Here is a 15219-nt window from a genome sequence, read left to right on the forward strand (position 1 = left end):
GTCAGACCACGCCGGGGCTGGCCGCCCTCTCGTATTTGAACCCTGCCTACGCGTCGTCGCCGAACAGTTCGTAGTAACAGAGGGCGGTGACGGCGCGGCCGTCGCGGAGGTCGCCGTCCTGGACCGCCGCCAGCAGGTCGTCGTAGCTCGTCGTGTCGACCCGGATGGACTCGTTGAAGTCGAGGTCCTGCCCGTCGACGTCCTCGCAGCCGTGGGCGACGTAGTAGTGGTGGACCGAGTTGGCGATGCCGTTGGCCGGCTCGACCGTCGTGAGGTGTTCGACCCGGTCGGCCTCGTAGCCGGTCTCCTCGGTGAGTTCTCGGTGGGCCGCGAGCGCGAGGTCGTCGTCGTGGTCCTCGACCCCGCCGGCTGGCAGGCCGCGGTTGACCCGGCCGACGGCGTGACGCCACTCCTCGATGACGACCACGTCGCCGTCACGGGTGAAGGGCAGGACGACCACGGCGTGGGGTTCGTCGAGGTAGTCGAAGTCCGTCTCGGTGCCGTCGGGGAGTCGGACCTCGTCGTGGACGATGTCGAAGCCGGGACATTCGTAGCCGACCCGGGAGTCGGTGGTCTCCCAGGCCAGCGGGTCGTCGCGCTCTGTGTCGTCGGCGCGCTCGTCGTGCTCGTCGCTCATGCCCGAGTGCTCGGCCGTGGCGTAGAAAAAGTCCCCTATCGGCCCTCGAACTGGAGTTCCTTCTCCGGGTTCTCGGCGACGACCCACCAGTGGACGTCCTCCTTGGGATGGCGGCGCTTCACGTGCTCCTTGAGGCTCCCGCCCTCGTCGAAGTCCTTCCCACAGATGTTGCAGCGGTTGTGGCGTGCCATACCCTCTCTAGGGCCGCGTCGCGTTTAGCGATGTGCCCCGATGAATCCGAGGAGTTCCTCGGTGACGCGCTCTGGGGCGTCGAACTGCACCCAGTGGCTCGCGTCGGGGAGCCGGACGACCTCGAGGTCGGGAACCCAGCGTTCCAGCCCCTCGGTCAGTTCGAGTGCCAGTGCGGCGTCCTGCTCCCCCCAGAGCAGCAGGGTCGGCACGTCCACGTCCGCCTCGGCGGTCGCTGCGGAGACGAACGGAATCCTGTCCTTCGCGCCCTCGCGGAACACCGACCGGTAGTAGTTGATGGCCGAGGTCGCGGCGCCGGGACGCTGGAACGCCTCCCTGTACCGGGCCACGTCCTCCTCGGTGAACGCGCCGGGCGTGACGGTCCCCTCGCGGAGCATCCGGTCGATGGGCCGGCAGTTCAGCGCGGTCACGACCCGCTCGGGGAGCCACGGGAGCTGGAAGAAGAGCATGTACCACGAGCGCTTGCGCTGGTCCGCACTGCTGCGAAGGACCTCCTCGAACCGGGCCGGGTGCGGGGCGTTCATCACGGTCAGCGTCTCGACGACCTCGGGCGTCCGGGCCGCCACGTCCCAGACCACGCCACCGCCCCAGTCGTGGCCGACGAGGTGGACCGGCGCGTCGAACTCGCGGCAGAGGTCGGCGACGTCGGCCGAGAGTTCGGTGATGCGGTAGGCCGCCACGCCATGGGGCTTCTCCGAGCGGTTGTAGCCCCGCATGTCCGGCGCGACGACGTGGTAGCCCGCCTCGGCGAGCGCGGGGAGCTGGTTGCGCCAAGAGTACCAGAACTCGGGGAAGCCGTGGACGAGGACGACGGTCGGGTCGGCGGGGTCCCCGGCTTCGACGTAGTGGAGGCGCACGTCGTTCACGATGGTCTGGCCGTGGGTCCAGTCGGCGGTCATACGGTGGACTGACGCCGGGCGGAAGAAAAGTCGGGTGGTACACACGCCCGGTCCCGGCCGGTAAGACGGCGCCACCACCACCGGTAGATTCATCCGCTACCAGACAGCAATCTTTCAAGAAGGAGACCGTGAAGACGAGCCAGCTCGAGACCGCGGCCGGGGTCTGTATCGCCGTCAGCCTCCTCTTCGCCGGCCTGAGCGTCCTGCTAGCGGCAGACCAGACCGGCATGCTCTCCGTCGGACTGCTCTTCGTCGGTCTGTCGCCGGTCTTCGCGGGCATCGTGTGGCGACACTGGCGGACCCGGGAACCGGCACTGAACCCCTTCGTCAGGCGGGCGCGGGGCGTCCTCGCGTACGTCATGCTCGGACTGGGGGTACTCGTGGTGGCCCTCACGACGTGGCTGCTCTCCCTGTCGCTCACAGCCAGCTAGCGGGCAGCGACCCCGACCGTGCCCGCTAGTCCATCAGGCCGTACCCGCGCTTGAGCAACAGCACGTCGACCGTGAAGACGACGGCCGTGATGGCCAGCAGGACGCCGAGCGAGAGGGCGGGGTCGACCTCGGCGAAGTCGAGGAAGCCGAAGCGGACCGCGTTCACCATGTAGACCATCGGGTTCAGGAACGAGAGGTCGTACCAGATGCCGGTCCCCTCCAGCGCGGCGAGCGGGTAGAAGACGCCGCCGAAGAACACCAGCGGCCGGATGATGAACTGGTTGAGGACGGTGAGGTAGTCGAAGTCACGCGCCCAGAGCCCGCCGAGGATGCCGAAGCAGGCGAACAGTGCGGCAACCGTGATGAGGGAGACCACGAGGTAGGCCGGGTGGGCGACCGTGACCATCCCGTAGTTCGGATTCGCGATGGTGAACACGACGCCGATGACGGCGATGATGACGCCGACGAGGACGCCGCGGAGAGCGCTGGCGGCGACGTAGGCGAACGCCAGTTGTCTGTACGAGAGTGGTGAGGTCAGCACCTCGTGGATGTACTCGTTCCAGCGCCCGTGGAAGATGCTGAACGAGGCGTTCTCGAAGCCGTTCGAGATGGCCCCGAGCACGACCAGCCCCGGCAGGACGAACGTGATGTAGGGGATACCGCCGGCGTACTCGCCGATGCGACTGCCGAGGATGACCCCGAACACCGCGAAGTAGAGCACGTTGTTGATGAAGGGCGGGAGGAACGTGTTGCGCGGCCGGCGGACGTACCGGAGGATCTCGCGCTTCGTGAGCGCCCACGTCCCGGTTTCGAGGCCGATCATCGGGCATCACCCGTGGCGGCGTCGGCCGATTCGCGGTCGCCCCTGCCGCGTTCGCGCCCCTCTCCGGTCATCTCGACGAAGATCTCCTCCAGCGAGGTCCGCGAGATGTCGAGGTTCACGATGTCGTGGCCCATCGCCTCCAGTTCGTTCAGCAGGGCGGGTGTCACGGCGCCGCCGTTGGTGGCCCGGACGAGCAGCCGGTCGCCGTCCAGTTCCACGGACTCGACGCGGTCGAGCGTCCCGTTGAGTTCTGGAGCCACCGCGGGCGGGTCACGCAGCGTGACGGTGATGGTGTCGGTCCCCCGGCGCATGAGTTCGTCCGGCGTCGACACCTCGACCTTCGAGCCCTCGTTGACGATGGCGACCCGGTCACAGAGGCGTTCGGCCTCCTCGATGTAGTGGGTCGTCAGCAGGACGGTCGTCCCGTTGTCGTTCAGCTCGGAGACGACCTCCCAGAGGTCGTGGCGCAACTGCACGTCGACCCCGGCCGTCGGCTCGTCGAGGATGAGCAGGTCCGGGTCGGTGACGAGCGCCCGGGCGAGCAACAGCCGGCGCTTCATCCCGCCCGAGAGCCAGTCGAAGCGCTCCTTGCGCTTGTCGTAGATGCCGACCCGCTTCAGGGCCTCGTGGGCCCGGTCGAGCGCCTCGTCCTCGGGGATGCCGTGGTAGCCCGCCTTGTGGACCAGCACCTCCTCGATGGGGAAGAAGCGGTCGACGTTGAACTCCTGTGGAGCCAGCCCGATGGCGTCGCGGGCCTGCCGGTAGTCCTCGACCACGTCGTAGCCGAACACCCGCGCCTCGCCCGAGGTCTTCCGGGCGAGGCCGACGAGGATGTTGATGAACGTGGTCTTGCCGGCCCCGTTCGGCCCGAGCAGCCCGAAGAACTCACCCTCCTCGACCTGCAGGGAGAGGCCGTCGAGGGCGCGCAACGACCCGTACTCCTTCACGAGGTCGGTGACCTCGATGGCGTGTGTCATCGGTGAAGGGTCGGCCGAGTCGCCGGTTAAGGGTGTTGCATCCGGCGACGTACTCGCGCGCCCGACAGTCCGGCCGGCCGAGGTGTTGCGATACAGCCATGAGAGATAAAGCCCTGTGTCATAAACGTCGCGTCGAGAGGGGGAGAGAGAGACAGACCCACGATGGTCATCGAGTTACACCCGTACACGCTCGCCCTCGTCCTCGGAGCAGTGGCAGCCGCCGGCGTCGCGGTCCGTGCCTGGCAGTACCGACCAGCGGCGGGTGCGACCCCACTGGCGGTGATGATGACCGGGGTGACCGAGTGGCTGGTCTTCCACGCGCTGGAGGTCGAGGCGACCGTCGGATGGCGGAAACTCCTCTGGGCGGACCTCCAGTGGCTCGGCGTCGTCGTCATCCCGGTCGCGTGGCTCGCGTTCGCCCTGGAGTTCACCGGCCGGGACGACGACCGGACCCAGCGGGTCCTCGCCGCCCTGCTGCTCGAACCGCTGCTCGCCATGCTCCTGCTCGTGACGAACCGGAGCCACGAGCTCCTCTGGGGCGAGCCACGGCTCGTCTCGGTCGAGGTCCTCGGGCTGGCACCGATGACCGTCGCGACCGCGACCCCGCACGCCGGCGCGTTCGCCCACGCACTGTTCAGTTACGCGCTCCTGTTCGTCGGGACCGTCCTGCTCGTCCAGCTCCTGCTCCAGACCCGGTCGCTGTACCGCCTCCAGGGGTTCGTGGTGCTTGTCGGCGTCGGCCTCCCCTGGGTCACGAACGTCCTCGCGCTGTTCTCGGTGACGCCGCTCGACCTGACGCCACTGGCGTTCGTGCTCACAGGGGTCGCGTTCACGGCCGGGCTCTACCGCTTCCGGCTGCTCGACCTGGTACCCGTCGCCCACGACCGGGTCGTGGCGAACCTCGACGATGCCGTACTGGTCGTCGACCGGGGTGAGCGCATCGTGGACGCGAACGACGCGGCCCACGACCTGTTCGGGCGCGAGGACGCCGCCCTCATCGGTGCGGCCGTCACCGACGTCTTCCCCGGGTACGAGCGCCTGGTCGGGGAGGCCAACCGCGACGGCCGGGTCGGCGAGGTCGAACTCGACACGGACGGCGAGCGCCGCCACTTCGCGCTCCGACTCTCCGGGCTCACCGGCGGCCGGGGCCAGCCGGTGGGGACCATCGCGATGTTCCACGACATCACCCGGCAGAAGGCGCGCGAGCGCGACCTCGAACGGGCGAACGCCGAGCTCCAGCGGACCAACGACCGCCTCGACGAGTTCGCGAGCGTCGTCAGTCACGACCTGCGCAACCCGCTGAACGTCGCCAGCGGCCGGCTGGAACTCGCCCGGGAGACCGGCGACGACGAGCACTTCGTCGCCATCGAGGAGTCCCACGACCGGATGGAACGCATCGTCGACGACCTGCTCACGCTCGCCCGGGAGGGTGCGAACACCGGCGCGATTCGACCCGTCGCCCTCGACGGGGTGGCGACCGACGCCTGGGCCGTCGTCGACACCGGCGACTCCACCGTCGAGGTCGAGCCGGCCGGGACCATCCGGGCGGACCGCCAGCGACTCCAGCAACTGTTCGAGAACCTCTTCCGCAACGCCGTCGAGCACAACGACGGCCCCGTCACCGTCCGGGTCGGCTCCCTCTCACGGGCGCTGACGGACGGGGATGGGGGAGACGGAGGGGACGGAGACACGGCGGGGACCGGTCGGTTCGCCGGGTTCTACGTCGAGGACGACGGTGCTGGCATCCCCGCCGACGAGCGCGAGTCGGTGTTCGACTCTGGCTACTCCGGCGGCAACGGCACGGGCCTCGGGCTGGCCATCGTCGAGAAGGTCGCCGAGGCCCACGGCTGGACGGTCACGGTCACGGACACCGGGGCGACGGACTCGCCCGCCACCTCGGGTGCCCGCTTCGAGTTCGTCGTCAACCCGTCCCGTCGCTGACGAGGTCCTCGCAGGCGAGTTCGACGTACGTCCCCACGTCCTCGATGTCCTGCTGGTGGTAGACGTGGGCGTCGTACCCGTGGTGGCGCCGGGCGTCGGTCGCCTCGATGTACTTCACGGCGTCCGCACCGACGACGAACTTCGTCGGTCGGTCGAGGTCGTCGTGGTCCGACTCGGCACGGAACGCCGCCAGCCAGTCCGCGCCGGCGACGCGGACGACCACCAGGAACTCCTCGACGGTCCCGTCCCGGAAGTGGACCCTGACCGGGTACGCTGACGAGATGTCCATACGGCAGGTTCGTGCCGCGCCGGGCAAAGCGTTACGGGAAGCCCCCCGCCGACCGGGCACGACGGCGCCCAACCACCCACCGGTTCGAGGGGTCAGGTCGGCGACGGGTGCCGGAAATCAGGGGGCGCGTTATGCCGGTGGCTGGCCTACCTTCCCTGCTAGTAACTAGCACACCTGGGGGAGAGTCAATGACACCGACCGACACCACCGCGCCAGAATCGTCGCCACACAGCCGTCATGCCGAAGCCGACCGCCGCCACGCCGCGACCGACAACCGCCGGTCCTGTGGCCGTCGCACCGTCCTCGCGGGCGTAGCCGCACTCGGTGCAGCCATCCTGCACGCGCCGCTCGCCCGTGCCGCCCCGATATCGCAGTACGGGACACCGCCGACCGGTGCCAGCGAAGAGCCCTCGGCGTACACCGGCTTCCAGACGGTCTCCGACGACCACGGCGTCATCAGCGCGCAGGTCCCGACAGAGTGGGGGCAGGCGGTGACCGTCGGGAGCCCGGACACCGAGTTGAGCCTCGTCGTCTCGTCCGAGCTCGCGACGTTCTCCGCGTCCTTCGAATCGGCACAGTCCCAGATCACGAAGCCAGGGGCCGTCGTCCTGTACATGCCGACCACCGAGGTCGACCCGGCACAGCTCAGCCAGCAACTCGGTGACTACCCGCTGAACTGTCAGCTCTCCGGGGAGCAGATCCCGTTCACCAACGACCAGGGGCTCGCGGGCGTCGTCACCATCCACGGGAACTGCGGCGGGACGGACGACCTCGTCCTGAAGTTCATCGCGAAGCCGGCGAACGCGCCGGGGACGGTCGCAGCCGCCGTCACCATCGTCGACGACCGCGACGCGGCCGCCGCCAGCATGTTCCTCAACACGCTGGCGATAACGCCGGAGACGGCAGCACCCGAACCGGCGGACGAACCGGAGTCGCCGCTGGATGGACTGCTCTGAACCGTCCCCGAGAACTCGATTTTCAGCAGCGGCCGGTGCCAGGGTCGCGACCCGTCCTACGGCTCAACCGCGGGCGTGAACCGCGCCGCGAACACCGCGTCGACCTGGTCCTCGGTCGCCGCGAGCGACCCCGAGTTGTCGACCCTCGCGTGGTCCATCGTCACCTCGTCGAAGACCTCGCGGAAGTGCTGGTGCACCTCGAAGTCGGCGTCGCTCTCGTCGCCCTCGCGGGCGGCGATGCGCTCCCGGACGACCGCCTCGTCGCACACGACCCGGACCAGTTCGAAGCGAGCGCCGACCAGCCGGGCGATGGCCTTCGCCCGGACGCGGTCGCCCCGGCGCTGGAACGTCCCGTCGAGGACGACCGTCTCGCCCTCGTCCAGCAGCGCCTTCGCCCGCTCGAACAGCCCCTCGTACACCATGTAGGACTCGACCTCGGTGTAGTCCGGGTCCTCGAGCAGGTCCTTGCGCACCACGTCGGTCCGGAGGAGGGTGCCGCCGGTCCGGTCGGCCACGTCCTCCGCCACCGTCGTCTTGCCTGCACCGGGCAGGCCACAGACCACCGCTAGCATGTCTCCACCGCCGGTCGCCGTCGGTGCGGCCCCGTGTCTCGACCGCGCCCTGGTGTCCGAGCCATCACTGGTTGCCTTCACCGTGGTCCGTCCCCGACATGAATCTACGGAAAACAGGTCGCGGCCGGCGGGCGCCCCGGTCAGTCGCTCCCGTCCAGCGACACCTGCGACAGGTTCGCCTCCAGGTCCGCGACGTGCTCGTTGTACGCCTCCACGAACCCGACGAACGCCTCGGTCAGCTCCCGCACGTCCGGGGCCGACGGCGCCTCGTACTGCGACAGCAGGTAGATACCGCCCTCGCCGCCCACCCGGAGGTACGACGCCCGGTGCTCCTCGCGCTTGAGTTCCCAGCGCGTCCCCGAGACGGTCGCCCGGAAGGTCCCGTAGTCGGTCCCGTCGTAGCGGTGCAACTCGCCGCAGATGGTGTCACACACCTCGCGGATGCGTCCGAGGATGCGGTCGCGCTCGGCCACCACCGACTCCGTCGTCTCGACGGCCGGGAAGTCCGTCTCCACGTCGTCCAGCACCCCGTCGAGGGACCGGACGTGCTCGTTGTAGGATTCGACGAAGGCGTCGTAGTCCCGCATCGCGGTCGCCAGGTCGCCCGGCTCGGGCGGCTGCTTGGTCGAGACGACGTATATCTCGCCGCCCGACTTCCCCTTGAAGCGGAGGTACTGCAACCCGCCACCCTCGTACTTCAGCGTCCACTTGCCCTTCCTCGTGGAGAACGTCTCCTGCCCGTAGTCGCCGCCCTGCAGGAGCGCGAGTTCGCGGGCGATCTGGCCGGCGTGGTCCTTCACCGCGGCGACCACCTCGTCGCGTCGTCTGGTGGTCTCGTCGGCAGAGAGAAGGTCGAAGTCGAGTTCCTCGGTCATTGGTGGTGCGAGGGACCGGGAGAGGATAAGGGGTGGCATGTCGTGCTGGTGCCACCGATTCGGTCCCCCGACTGCACTCGGGTCGGCCTTACTCCGTCTCGGAGCCCAGAGCGACCTCCCCCGACTGGGCTCCGAAGAACGACCGGAGCGCCATGAGGACGCCCATGTACGTCCCGAACGCGACCGTCAGCACCGACACCACCAGGATCAGTGCCAGCTCGATGAGCGGATTGATTCCGAACAGCTGGAGGGGAATCATGCCTCGCCGTATACGGGGCCGAGTGATAAGTGACCGGACTGCGTGCCGAGAGCAGGTGCTCACGAAGCGTGAAATGCGGGAGAAGTGGGCCGGCGCGAATACTGAATCGTCGCAAGACGGTCACCTCGCTCCGCTCGGTGCTGCGACTTGCTGGATTCAAATTCCCGCGTCCTCCATGTGCCGCACTCGGACGTCGTTCGCACACGCTACGCGGTGCTCACCGGGTTGAGTGCGGGAGAAGTGGGCCGGCGCGAATTTGAATCGCGGTTACGGCCACCCGAAGGCCGAAGGATACCAAGCTACCCCACCGGCCCGCATGCCAAACAACGCCGCGATTACTTTTAACGCTTCCGAATCGGACGACGGTACGCCGACCGTTCTCACGCCAGTCGGACGAGGGCGTCGAGGTGACCGCGGAACTCGAGGTCGTGGCCGTCGACCGTCGAGACGCGGACGGCCTCCGAGGAGAAACTGGATTCGAGGCGGTACTCCGCGCCGTCGTCGCCGTGGACGTAGGCGGTGGAGCCGCCGATGTAGCTGGTCTCGGCGCGGGTGACGACGCCGTCGACGGTCGATATCTCGGCGTCGCCGTCGCGGGACTCCCGCCGGATGTCGAAGCGGATCTCGTCGCCCTCCGCAACGTCGTCCAGCCCGGAGTCGAGGACGTTCTTCAGGTCGGAGCCGTCGGCGGCCGCGACCGCCTCGGCGGCCTGCCCGGCGTCGTGGAGGGCCTCGGGGCCGTCGTCGTCCATCTCGGCCGTGGCGTCGACCTCGGAGGTGGTCTCGTCTGTCGCGTCCGACCCGTCGTCGCCCCCGGCGGTGGCTCCGACGGTCACGTCCTCGGCCGGGTCGGCTTCCTCACCCGCGTCCGCGCCGGGGTCCTCGGCGTCGGCGTCGTCGACCGCCTCGATGGGGTCGACGTCGCCACCGTCGCCGGCCGGGACGGGCGTCGCCACGTCGGTTGCCGGTTCGGGTTCGGTCTCTGGGACGTTCGCCACGAACTGGTCGAAGACGCCGGCGCAGTCCGCACACAGCAGGTAGCAGGTGTCGTCGACGGCCAGCAGTTCGAGGCTGTCGTCGTCGCCGAAGGCGTCGGTGCAGAAGCTACAGGCCTCGACCCCCGCGAGGGAGTCGGGGTCGGTCACGTCCACGTCGTGGGCGGTCATGTCGTCCGTGAGTTCCGTTATCTCGCCGAAGCAGTGCTCGCAGGCGAGGCGCTCGGTGACGGCGTCGGCGTCGGTCGCGAGGTCGACGCGGCGGTGACACAGCGAGTGCAGGTCGTCTCGGGAGACGGGCCGCTCGCAGAAGGTACAGGTCTGGAGGGAATCGCGTTCGGTCATCGTCTCTCACCTCCCCCGCCGGCCACTTAATTTCGACCGTTAGTTTCGGGTCAGAAGTGTTGGTATCCCTGAGTGTCGAGCCAGTGGTGGGCGACCGTGATGGCGTGGTCGGCGTGGAGGACCGTCGGGCCGAGGCGCAGGCGCAGGTCGGCCGCGTCGGCGAGGAGGGACACCTCGTCGTCGGTGAAGTCGGTGTGGTCCGAGAGCACGAAGACGGGGTTCTCGGGGAGGTCGGCGTCGCCCGCCGGCTCGCCGTCCTCGTGGAGCTGGACGACGGTACCGTCGCGGGCGCACTCCTCGAGGATGGTCTCGAAGCCGAACCGCCGGATGGAGACGCCGGGCGAGGACTCGGCGGGCATGTGGCCGATGGCGTCCTCGCGGTGGTCGAGGGCGTTCCGGACGAGGGCGGCGATGGAGCGCTCGTCGGGGTGGAGGTTCCGGACCTCGCTCCCGTCGACGGTGACGGTGTACTCGTCGCCGAGCACGAGGTGGACGCGCACGTCCTCCCGGAGGCCGTGGCTGGCGAGGAAGGCAGCGTTCAGCGAGCGGGCGAGCAGGTCCATGCGGCCGGCCTCGCTGGCGAGCGCGTCGAGCGAGAAGTCGGCCGTCGTCGGGACCTCGTGGCCGAGGACGATGAACTGGCGCATACGAGATGGTCGTCCGTGGCGGATAAAGACGCGTCGAACTACGGGCTCGCGGGAGAGGCCCCGGCGGCGGGCGACCCGTCGAGTTCGCCCTGAACCCGTCGTCTGTCCACGGCGCGTCGAGGCGGCCAGTGGCCCTCGATATGACGCCATCTTGAAATCCACAGCCACCGTCGGGAACGACATGGTCTCGTGGCGGGCTCTGGTCGCCGGTACCCTCGTGGAGGTGGTCGCCGTCCTCGTGCTGGTCCTGCTCGTGACAGCGGTCGGGCTCCCGGGGTTCTACCAGCCCGCGAGTCCGGCCCGGCTCGCCCCGGTGCTTGGCGGACTGGCCGCCGGGTGGTGGGGGCTCCGCGAGTGGGACGGTCCGGGGCGGGTGGACTCGCTCCAGGTCGCCACCAGGAACGGGGCCGCGCTCGCCGTCCTCACCGGCGGCGGCGCGGTGGTCGGACTCCTCCTCCAGAGCCGCCTCTGGGCCGCCGTGACCCTGACGGCACTCGTCGTGTTCGGAGCGGCCTGGCGCGACGGCGACGCCCGGCTGGCCGCCACGGCCGCCTTCGTGGCGGTCCTCACCATCCTGCCGCGGCTCCGGGTCGGTCTGGGCACCCTGCTGACGGCCGCCTCGCTCTGGCCCCGGATGGGTGCCTACGCCTTCCTCGCCCCGCGGCCCGGCCTCGACGGCTGGCTCCTGCTCGCGCTGGCGCTCGTCGGCCACGTCCTCGGCGGCGTCATCGCGGGCGTCTGGGCGAGACGCCGAGATGGCAAGGCACTAAGCCGGCCGGCGTCTGGCAACCGGTAATGGACGTACTCGACACCGCCCGGAAGCTGGTCGCCACCGGGCCCGTCTGCGACCCCTGTCTCGGTCGCCCCTTCGCCGACCGGAGCTTCGGCCTGACCAACGCCGAGCGCGGGAAGGCCCTGCGCGTCAGCATCGCCCTCGAAGACGACGAGCCCTACGAGTCGCCCGAGCGCGAGGACTGCTGGGTGTGCGAGGGCCACACCGCCCGCTTCGACACCTACGCCGAACTCATCGCCGAGGGGCTGGCAGGCGTCAGTTTCGAGACCTACCAGGTCGGCACCCGTGCCCCACCGCTGGTCGAGGAGAACGAGATGCTGTTCCGCGAGGACGCCGGGATGGCGCCCGACGCGGGCGAACTCTTCAAGTCGGAGTTCAACCGCGAGGTCGGCAAGCGCGTCGGCCGCCTCACCGACACCGACGTGGACTTCGACCGGCCGGACGTGCTCGCGGTCATCGACCTCGAACGCGCCGGCGAGGACCCCTCGACCCACGCGGTCGACGTGCAGGTCAACCCCGCGTTCGTCTTCGGGCACTACCGCAAGCTCGAACGCGACATCCCCCAGACGGAGTGGCCCTGCCGCGAGTGCGGCGGCACCGGCGTCCAGCTCTCGACCGACGAGGGCGAGGAACCCTGTGACTACTGCGGCGGCTCGGGCTACCTCTACGACGACAGCGTCGAGGGCTTCGTCGCCCCGCACGTCCTCGAGGCGATGGACGGCTCCGAGGCGGTGTTCCACGGGGCCGGCCGCGAGGACGTCGACGCCCTGATGCTCGGGACGGGGCGGCCCTTCGTCGTCGAGGTGAAGGACCCGCAGGTGCGCGCACCCGACGTCGAGGCACTGGAGGCCGACATCAACGCGGCCGCCGACGGCTCGGTCGAGGTGGAGGACCTGCGCCTCGCCACCCACGAGATGGTCGAGCGCGTCAAGGAACTCGACGCCTCGAAGACCTACCGCGCCGAGGTCGAGTTCGGCGACGACGTGAGCGAGGAGTCGCTCGCGGCCGCGGTCGACGAACTCCGGGGCACCACCGTCACGCAGCACACGCCCCAGCGCGTCGACCACCGGCGCGCCAGCCTCGACCGGACCCGCACCGTCTACGACATCTCGGCCGACCGGGCTGACGCGCGCCACGCGACCGTCGAGATCCACGGCGAGGGCGGCCTCTACATCAAGGAGCTCATCAGCGGCGACGACGGCCGGACCGAGCCCTCGCTGGCGGGCCTGCTCGGGACCACGGCGACCGTGACCGCGCTCGACGTGCTGGCGGTCGAGGGCGAGGACGAGGCCTTCGACGACCCGGACTACCTTCGCTGACAGACATCTCGGGCAGCCGAGACGCGCCACGCTTTTCATCGTGGGGTACGTCAACACGTGTCGAGGGGATACCCCATGTGTCATCATGTAGCAGGAGAGAACACCACCCACGAACTCGAGGCAGAGGACGACACGGCGGACGAGCACGAGGTCGACGACGAGCCGGAACTCGCCGAACCGCCAGCCGACGACTGAGTACACCTTCGACGTTCTTTCGACCGGTTCACCGACCGCCAGCGACCGCTGTCGCGGTCACCCTGACGTGTCCGAGACGGCCTGTGGCGCACCCTCCGCCCCGTCGTCCTCGCGGAGGTGGGGCGCGAACTCGCCGATGGGGGTGGCCGCCCCCCAGCACGACTCGAACAGCCGCCGGCCCCACGCCAGTGCCGCGTCGCTCCGTGCGACGAGTTTCGTCTGGGCGTCGTAGCTCCCGTCCTCGCGGGGGAGCGAGAGCATCACGGCGTCGTGGGTCACGGTCAGCGCGAAGTCGTGGTCGTGGATGCGGACCGTGGGGTTCTCGTGGTCCCAGTCGTCGGCCTCCTGTGACTCGACCTCGGAGAGGATGGAGGCGTCGAGCCCCAGCCGTATCTGTGTCCGGTCGGTCACCGAGCGGATGGCGTCGGCGTAGCGGTCGTGGTAGATGGGCGTGAGCACGTCGAGCGACTCCGCCTCCTCGATGACGGTCGCCGTCCGCCGGACCACCCGGTAGGGGTCCGACGACGGCGCGGTCAGGTGCTCGCAGCCGGCGAGCGCGCCCAGCGACTGGCGGAACCACCGGGGGAGCGCCGCGGCGTCGTGGCTCGCGAAGTAGTCGCCGTGGTCGTCGAGGACCCGTGCCGTGCGCTCGCGGTCGTCGACCTGGTCGGCCACGAGGTCGCCCAGCCCGGTCGTCTCCCAGACCCGGTCGTCGCGCTCGGCCACGAGCCGCCGGTCGCGCAGCTCGTTCAGCGCGTTGTACACCGCCGACTTGCTCGCGTCGACCTCGTCGAGGATGTGTCGTCGTGTCTGGGGGTCGTCTCGCAGGGTACGCAGGACGGCCTGCCTGACCGACGAGGTGTACACTGTATCGAGGATGGCCATTACTGTTGGCTATCGTCTTCAGTCTCTAAAAAATTAGCCCAACGTGTAAGGGTAAAAATCGGTGCGGGCCGGACCACCAAGGTAGAAGTCGGCCTGTGGAGAAGGAATCGAACATGCACTTCGGCGTGGACGAGGCGGGGAAGGGACCGGTGCTCGGGTCGATGTGGGCCGCGGCCGTCGTGGTCCCCGACGACGACGTGCTCCCCGACGACGTGGACGACTCGAAGCGGGTCCAGCCCGCCCGCCGCGAGGAACTGGCGGCCGCCCTCCGTGCCGACGACCGGGTCCGCCTCGGGGTCGCCGAGATCACCCCCGACCGCATCGACGCCCCCGAGACGGACATGAACACCCTCACCGTCTGCGCCCACGCCGAGGCGCTCTCCGACGCGGGCGTCGACGGCCTCGCGGGGTACGTCGACGCCGGCGACACCAGCGAGGACCGCTTCGCCCGCCGCGTCACCGACCACTGTCCCTGCGAGGTCGACGTGACGGCCGAACACGGCGCCGACGAGACCTACCCGGTCGTCGCGGCCGCCAGCATCGTCGCCAAGGTCGCCCGCGACGACCAGATGACCCGCCTCGGTGAGGAGTACGGGTCGGTCGGCTCCGGCTACCCCAGCGACCCGACGACCCGCGAGTTCCTCGCGGACTACGTCGCCGACACTGGCGAGTTACCGCCGTTCGCCCGCGCCTCCTGGTCGACCTGTGCGGACGTGCTGGCGGCACACGAACAGGCCGGCCTCGGCGACTTCTGACTCAGGGGAGCCGCGTCCCCGTCACCGTGACGGGGATCCTGTCGACGACCGTCCCGCTCCCGTCGGTCGCGAGTATCGCCACCGAGCCGGTGGTCGGCATCGCCAGCGTCGCGGTCGTCGCGTGGGGCTGCAGCGTGGCCGCGTCGTAGCCGCTCCCGTCGGTCAGCACGACCAGTTTCGACACGCCGAGCTTCCGGGTCGCCCGCTCCGTCAGCGAGACGTCGACGCGCGTGCTGGAGGTCGCCCACGATTCGGTCCGGCTGACCCCGGTGAACACCTTCGACTGGGCGACGCCATCGGTGCTGACCGAGAGCCCCGTCGTGAGACAGCCACCGAGCACGGGGAGCGCCGCGGTCGCGAGCACGCCCGCGAGGTGTCGACGAGAGATGTCACTGCGCATCGAGAGACACGACGAC

General features: G+C 69.6%; 19 protein-coding genes and 1 tRNA gene. 6 read left to right on the top strand and 14 right to left on the bottom strand.

Features of this window, described 5'->3' with window-relative positions; translation table 11 throughout:
- Positions 1-46 precede the first annotated feature (46 nt).
- Genes NOV86_RS08035 through NOV86_RS08045 form a run of 3 tightly spaced genes read right to left on the bottom strand, consistent with a single transcriptional unit; the run spans position 47 to position 1746 of the window.
- Positions 47-637 (bottom strand): NUDIX hydrolase, encoded by a 591-nt coding sequence (locus tag NOV86_RS08035; RefSeq protein WP_267640823.1) that lies wholly within the window; start codon positions 635-637, stop codon positions 47-49.
- Positions 638-672: 35 nt separating this feature from the next.
- Entirely contained in the window at positions 673-828 is a 156-nt protein-coding gene (locus tag NOV86_RS08040) for a C2H2-type zinc finger protein (protein WP_267640824.1), read from the bottom strand.
- Between the two features lie 24 nt (positions 829-852).
- Positions 853-1746, bottom strand: coding sequence for an alpha/beta fold hydrolase (locus tag NOV86_RS08045; RefSeq protein WP_267640825.1), 894 nt, complete (start codon positions 1744-1746; stop codon positions 853-855).
- Between the two features lie 128 nt (positions 1747-1874).
- On the opposite strand from NOV86_RS08045, the gene NOV86_RS08050 reads away from it, so the two are divergent.
- Positions 1875-2177, top strand: coding sequence for a hypothetical protein (locus NOV86_RS08050; protein WP_267640826.1), 303 nt, complete (start codon positions 1875-1877; stop codon positions 2175-2177).
- Between the two features lie 25 nt (positions 2178-2202).
- Here the strand turns inward: NOV86_RS08050 and NOV86_RS08055 are convergent, their stop codons facing one another.
- Together NOV86_RS08055 and NOV86_RS08060 are read right to left on the bottom strand one after the other, a co-directional pair.
- The gene (locus tag NOV86_RS08055) at positions 2203-3000 is read right to left on the bottom strand and encodes an ABC transporter permease (protein WP_267640827.1); all 798 of its coding nucleotides are present in this window, start codon (positions 2998-3000) and stop codon (positions 2203-2205) included.
- A complete protein-coding gene (locus tag NOV86_RS08060) occupies positions 2997-3977 on the bottom strand; it encodes an ABC transporter ATP-binding protein (RefSeq protein WP_267640828.1) in 981 nt (326 codons plus the stop codon). Before NOV86_RS08060 ends, NOV86_RS08055 begins: the two co-directional genes overlap by 4 nt.
- A 162-nt stretch (positions 3978-4139) precedes the next feature.
- Here NOV86_RS08060 and NOV86_RS08065 point away from each other — a divergent pair, with 162 nt between their 5' ends.
- Entirely contained in the window at positions 4140-5918 is a 1779-nt protein-coding gene (locus NOV86_RS08065; RefSeq protein ID WP_267640829.1) for a histidine kinase N-terminal 7TM domain-containing protein, read from the top strand.
- Here NOV86_RS08065 and NOV86_RS08070 read toward each other — a convergent pair.
- Positions 5899-6207, bottom strand: coding sequence for a hypothetical protein (locus NOV86_RS08070; protein WP_267640830.1), 309 nt, complete (start codon positions 6205-6207; stop codon positions 5899-5901). The genes NOV86_RS08065 and NOV86_RS08070 overlap by 20 nt on opposite strands.
- A 188-nt stretch (positions 6208-6395) precedes the next feature.
- On the opposite strand from NOV86_RS08070, the gene NOV86_RS08075 reads away from it, so the two are divergent.
- Entirely contained in the window at positions 6396-7163 is a 768-nt protein-coding gene (locus NOV86_RS08075; protein ID WP_267640831.1) for a hypothetical protein, read from the top strand.
- A 56-nt stretch (positions 7164-7219) separates the two neighbouring features.
- On the opposite strand, the gene NOV86_RS08080 is transcribed toward NOV86_RS08075, so the two are convergent.
- The 6 genes from NOV86_RS08080 to trmY all read right to left on the bottom strand — a co-directional run bounded on the left by NOV86_RS08080 (position 7220) and on the right by trmY (position 10856).
- On the bottom strand, positions 7220-7735 hold the full coding sequence (locus NOV86_RS08080; RefSeq protein WP_267640832.1) for a P-loop nucleotide/nucleoside kinase family protein: 516 nt from the start codon (positions 7733-7735) through the stop codon (positions 7220-7222).
- A gap of 140 nt (positions 7736-7875) precedes the next feature.
- The gene (locus NOV86_RS08085) at positions 7876-8610 is read right to left on the bottom strand and encodes a profilin-fold protein (RefSeq protein WP_267640833.1); all 735 of its coding nucleotides are present in this window, start codon (positions 8608-8610) and stop codon (positions 7876-7878) included.
- An 88-nt stretch (positions 8611-8698) separates the two neighbouring features.
- Positions 8699-8869, bottom strand: a complete 171-nt coding sequence (locus NOV86_RS08090; RefSeq protein WP_267640834.1) for a hypothetical protein — start codon at positions 8867-8869, stop codon at positions 8699-8701.
- Between the two features lie 241 nt (positions 8870-9110).
- Positions 9111-9183: transfer RNA gene (locus NOV86_RS08095), tRNA-Pro, on the bottom strand.
- A gap of 66 nt (positions 9184-9249) precedes the next feature.
- Positions 9250-10209: a hypothetical protein gene (locus NOV86_RS08100; protein ID WP_267640835.1), complete on the bottom strand. Its 960-nt coding sequence runs from the start codon at positions 10207-10209 to the stop codon at positions 9250-9252.
- 50 nt (positions 10210-10259) lie between these two features.
- Positions 10260-10856, bottom strand: coding sequence for a tRNA (pseudouridine(54)-N(1))-methyltransferase TrmY (trmY, locus tag NOV86_RS08105; RefSeq protein ID WP_267640836.1), 597 nt, complete (start codon positions 10854-10856; stop codon positions 10260-10262).
- Between the two features lie 181 nt (positions 10857-11037).
- Between trmY and NOV86_RS08110 the strand changes: the two genes are divergently transcribed.
- Both NOV86_RS08110 and NOV86_RS08115 read left to right on the top strand, forming a co-directional pair.
- Positions 11038-11652 carry a hypothetical protein gene (locus NOV86_RS08110; protein WP_267640837.1) on the top strand — a complete coding sequence of 205 codons (615 nt, stop codon included), beginning with the start codon at positions 11038-11040 and terminating at the stop codon, positions 11650-11652.
- Positions 11652-12968, top strand: coding sequence for a tRNA pseudouridine(54/55) synthase Pus10 (locus NOV86_RS08115; protein WP_267640838.1), 1317 nt, complete (start codon positions 11652-11654; stop codon positions 12966-12968). The genes NOV86_RS08110 and NOV86_RS08115 overlap by 1 nt, the downstream gene beginning before the upstream one ends.
- 252 nt (positions 12969-13220) lie before the next feature.
- On the opposite strand, the gene NOV86_RS08120 is transcribed toward NOV86_RS08115, so the two are convergent.
- Positions 13221-14048 (bottom strand): helix-turn-helix transcriptional regulator, encoded by an 828-nt coding sequence (locus NOV86_RS08120; RefSeq protein ID WP_267640839.1) that lies wholly within the window; start codon positions 14046-14048, stop codon positions 13221-13223.
- Positions 14049-14161: 113 nt separating this feature from the next.
- Between NOV86_RS08120 and rnhB the strand changes: the two genes are divergently transcribed.
- A complete protein-coding gene (gene rnhB / locus NOV86_RS08125; protein WP_267641718.1) occupies positions 14162-14803 on the top strand; it encodes a ribonuclease HII in 642 nt (213 codons plus the stop codon).
- A gap of 1 nt (position 14804) precedes the next feature.
- Here the strand turns inward: rnhB and NOV86_RS08130 are convergent, their stop codons facing one another.
- On the bottom strand, positions 14805-15203 hold the full coding sequence (locus tag NOV86_RS08130) for a hypothetical protein (RefSeq protein ID WP_267640840.1): 399 nt from the start codon (positions 15201-15203) through the stop codon (positions 14805-14807).
- Positions 15204-15219 lie beyond the last annotated feature (16 nt).

The sequence above is a fragment of the Haloarchaeobius amylolyticus genome (assembly GCF_026616195.1).
Taxonomy (GTDB): Archaea; Halobacteriota; Halobacteria; order Halobacteriales; family Natrialbaceae; genus Haloarchaeobius; species Haloarchaeobius amylolyticus.

Excerpts from the sequence above, each read along its gene's own strand:
- NOV86_RS08055 (WP_267640827.1), bottom strand. The coding sequence starts at position 3,000 with ATGATCGGCCTCGAAACCGGGACGTGGGCGCTCACGAAGCGCGAGATC.
- rnhB (WP_267641718.1), top strand. The coding sequence starts at position 14,162 with ATGCACTTCGGCGTGGACGAGGCGGGGAAGGGACCGGTGCTCGGGTCG.
- NOV86_RS08090 (WP_267640834.1), bottom strand. The coding sequence starts at position 8,869 with ATGATTCCCCTCCAGCTGTTCGGAATCAATCCGCTCATCGAGCTGGCA.
- NOV86_RS08110 (WP_267640837.1), top strand. The coding sequence starts at position 11,038 with ATGGTCTCGTGGCGGGCTCTGGTCGCCGGTACCCTCGTGGAGGTGGTC.
- NOV86_RS08035 (WP_267640823.1), bottom strand. The coding sequence starts at position 637 with ATGAGCGACGAGCACGACGAGCGCGCCGACGACACAGAGCGCGACGAC.
- NOV86_RS08045 (WP_267640825.1), bottom strand. The coding sequence starts at position 1,746 with ATGACCGCCGACTGGACCCACGGCCAGACCATCGTGAACGACGTGCGC.
- NOV86_RS08085 (WP_267640833.1), bottom strand. The coding sequence starts at position 8,610 with ATGACCGAGGAACTCGACTTCGACCTTCTCTCTGCCGACGAGACCACC.
- NOV86_RS08100 (WP_267640835.1), bottom strand. The coding sequence starts at position 10,209 with ATGACCGAACGCGATTCCCTCCAGACCTGTACCTTCTGCGAGCGGCCC.
- NOV86_RS08075 (WP_267640831.1), top strand. The coding sequence starts at position 6,396 with ATGACACCGACCGACACCACCGCGCCAGAATCGTCGCCACACAGCCGT.
- NOV86_RS08070 (WP_267640830.1), bottom strand. The coding sequence starts at position 6,207 with ATGGACATCTCGTCAGCGTACCCGGTCAGGGTCCACTTCCGGGACGGG.
- NOV86_RS08040 (WP_267640824.1), bottom strand. The coding sequence starts at position 828 with ATGGCACGCCACAACCGCTGCAACATCTGTGGGAAGGACTTCGACGAG.
- NOV86_RS08130 (WP_267640840.1), bottom strand. The coding sequence starts at position 15,203 with ATGCGCAGTGACATCTCTCGTCGACACCTCGCGGGCGTGCTCGCGACC.
- trmY (WP_267640836.1), bottom strand. The coding sequence starts at position 10,856 with ATGCGCCAGTTCATCGTCCTCGGCCACGAGGTCCCGACGACGGCCGAC.
- NOV86_RS08065 (WP_267640829.1), top strand. The coding sequence starts at position 4,140 with ATGGTCATCGAGTTACACCCGTACACGCTCGCCCTCGTCCTCGGAGCA.
- NOV86_RS08120 (WP_267640839.1), bottom strand. The coding sequence starts at position 14,048 with ATGGCCATCCTCGATACAGTGTACACCTCGTCGGTCAGGCAGGCCGTC.
- NOV86_RS08080 (WP_267640832.1), bottom strand. The coding sequence starts at position 7,735 with ATGCTAGCGGTGGTCTGTGGCCTGCCCGGTGCAGGCAAGACGACGGTG.
- NOV86_RS08115 (WP_267640838.1), top strand. The coding sequence starts at position 11,652 with ATGGACGTACTCGACACCGCCCGGAAGCTGGTCGCCACCGGGCCCGTC.
- NOV86_RS08060 (WP_267640828.1), bottom strand. The coding sequence starts at position 3,977 with ATGACACACGCCATCGAGGTCACCGACCTCGTGAAGGAGTACGGGTCG.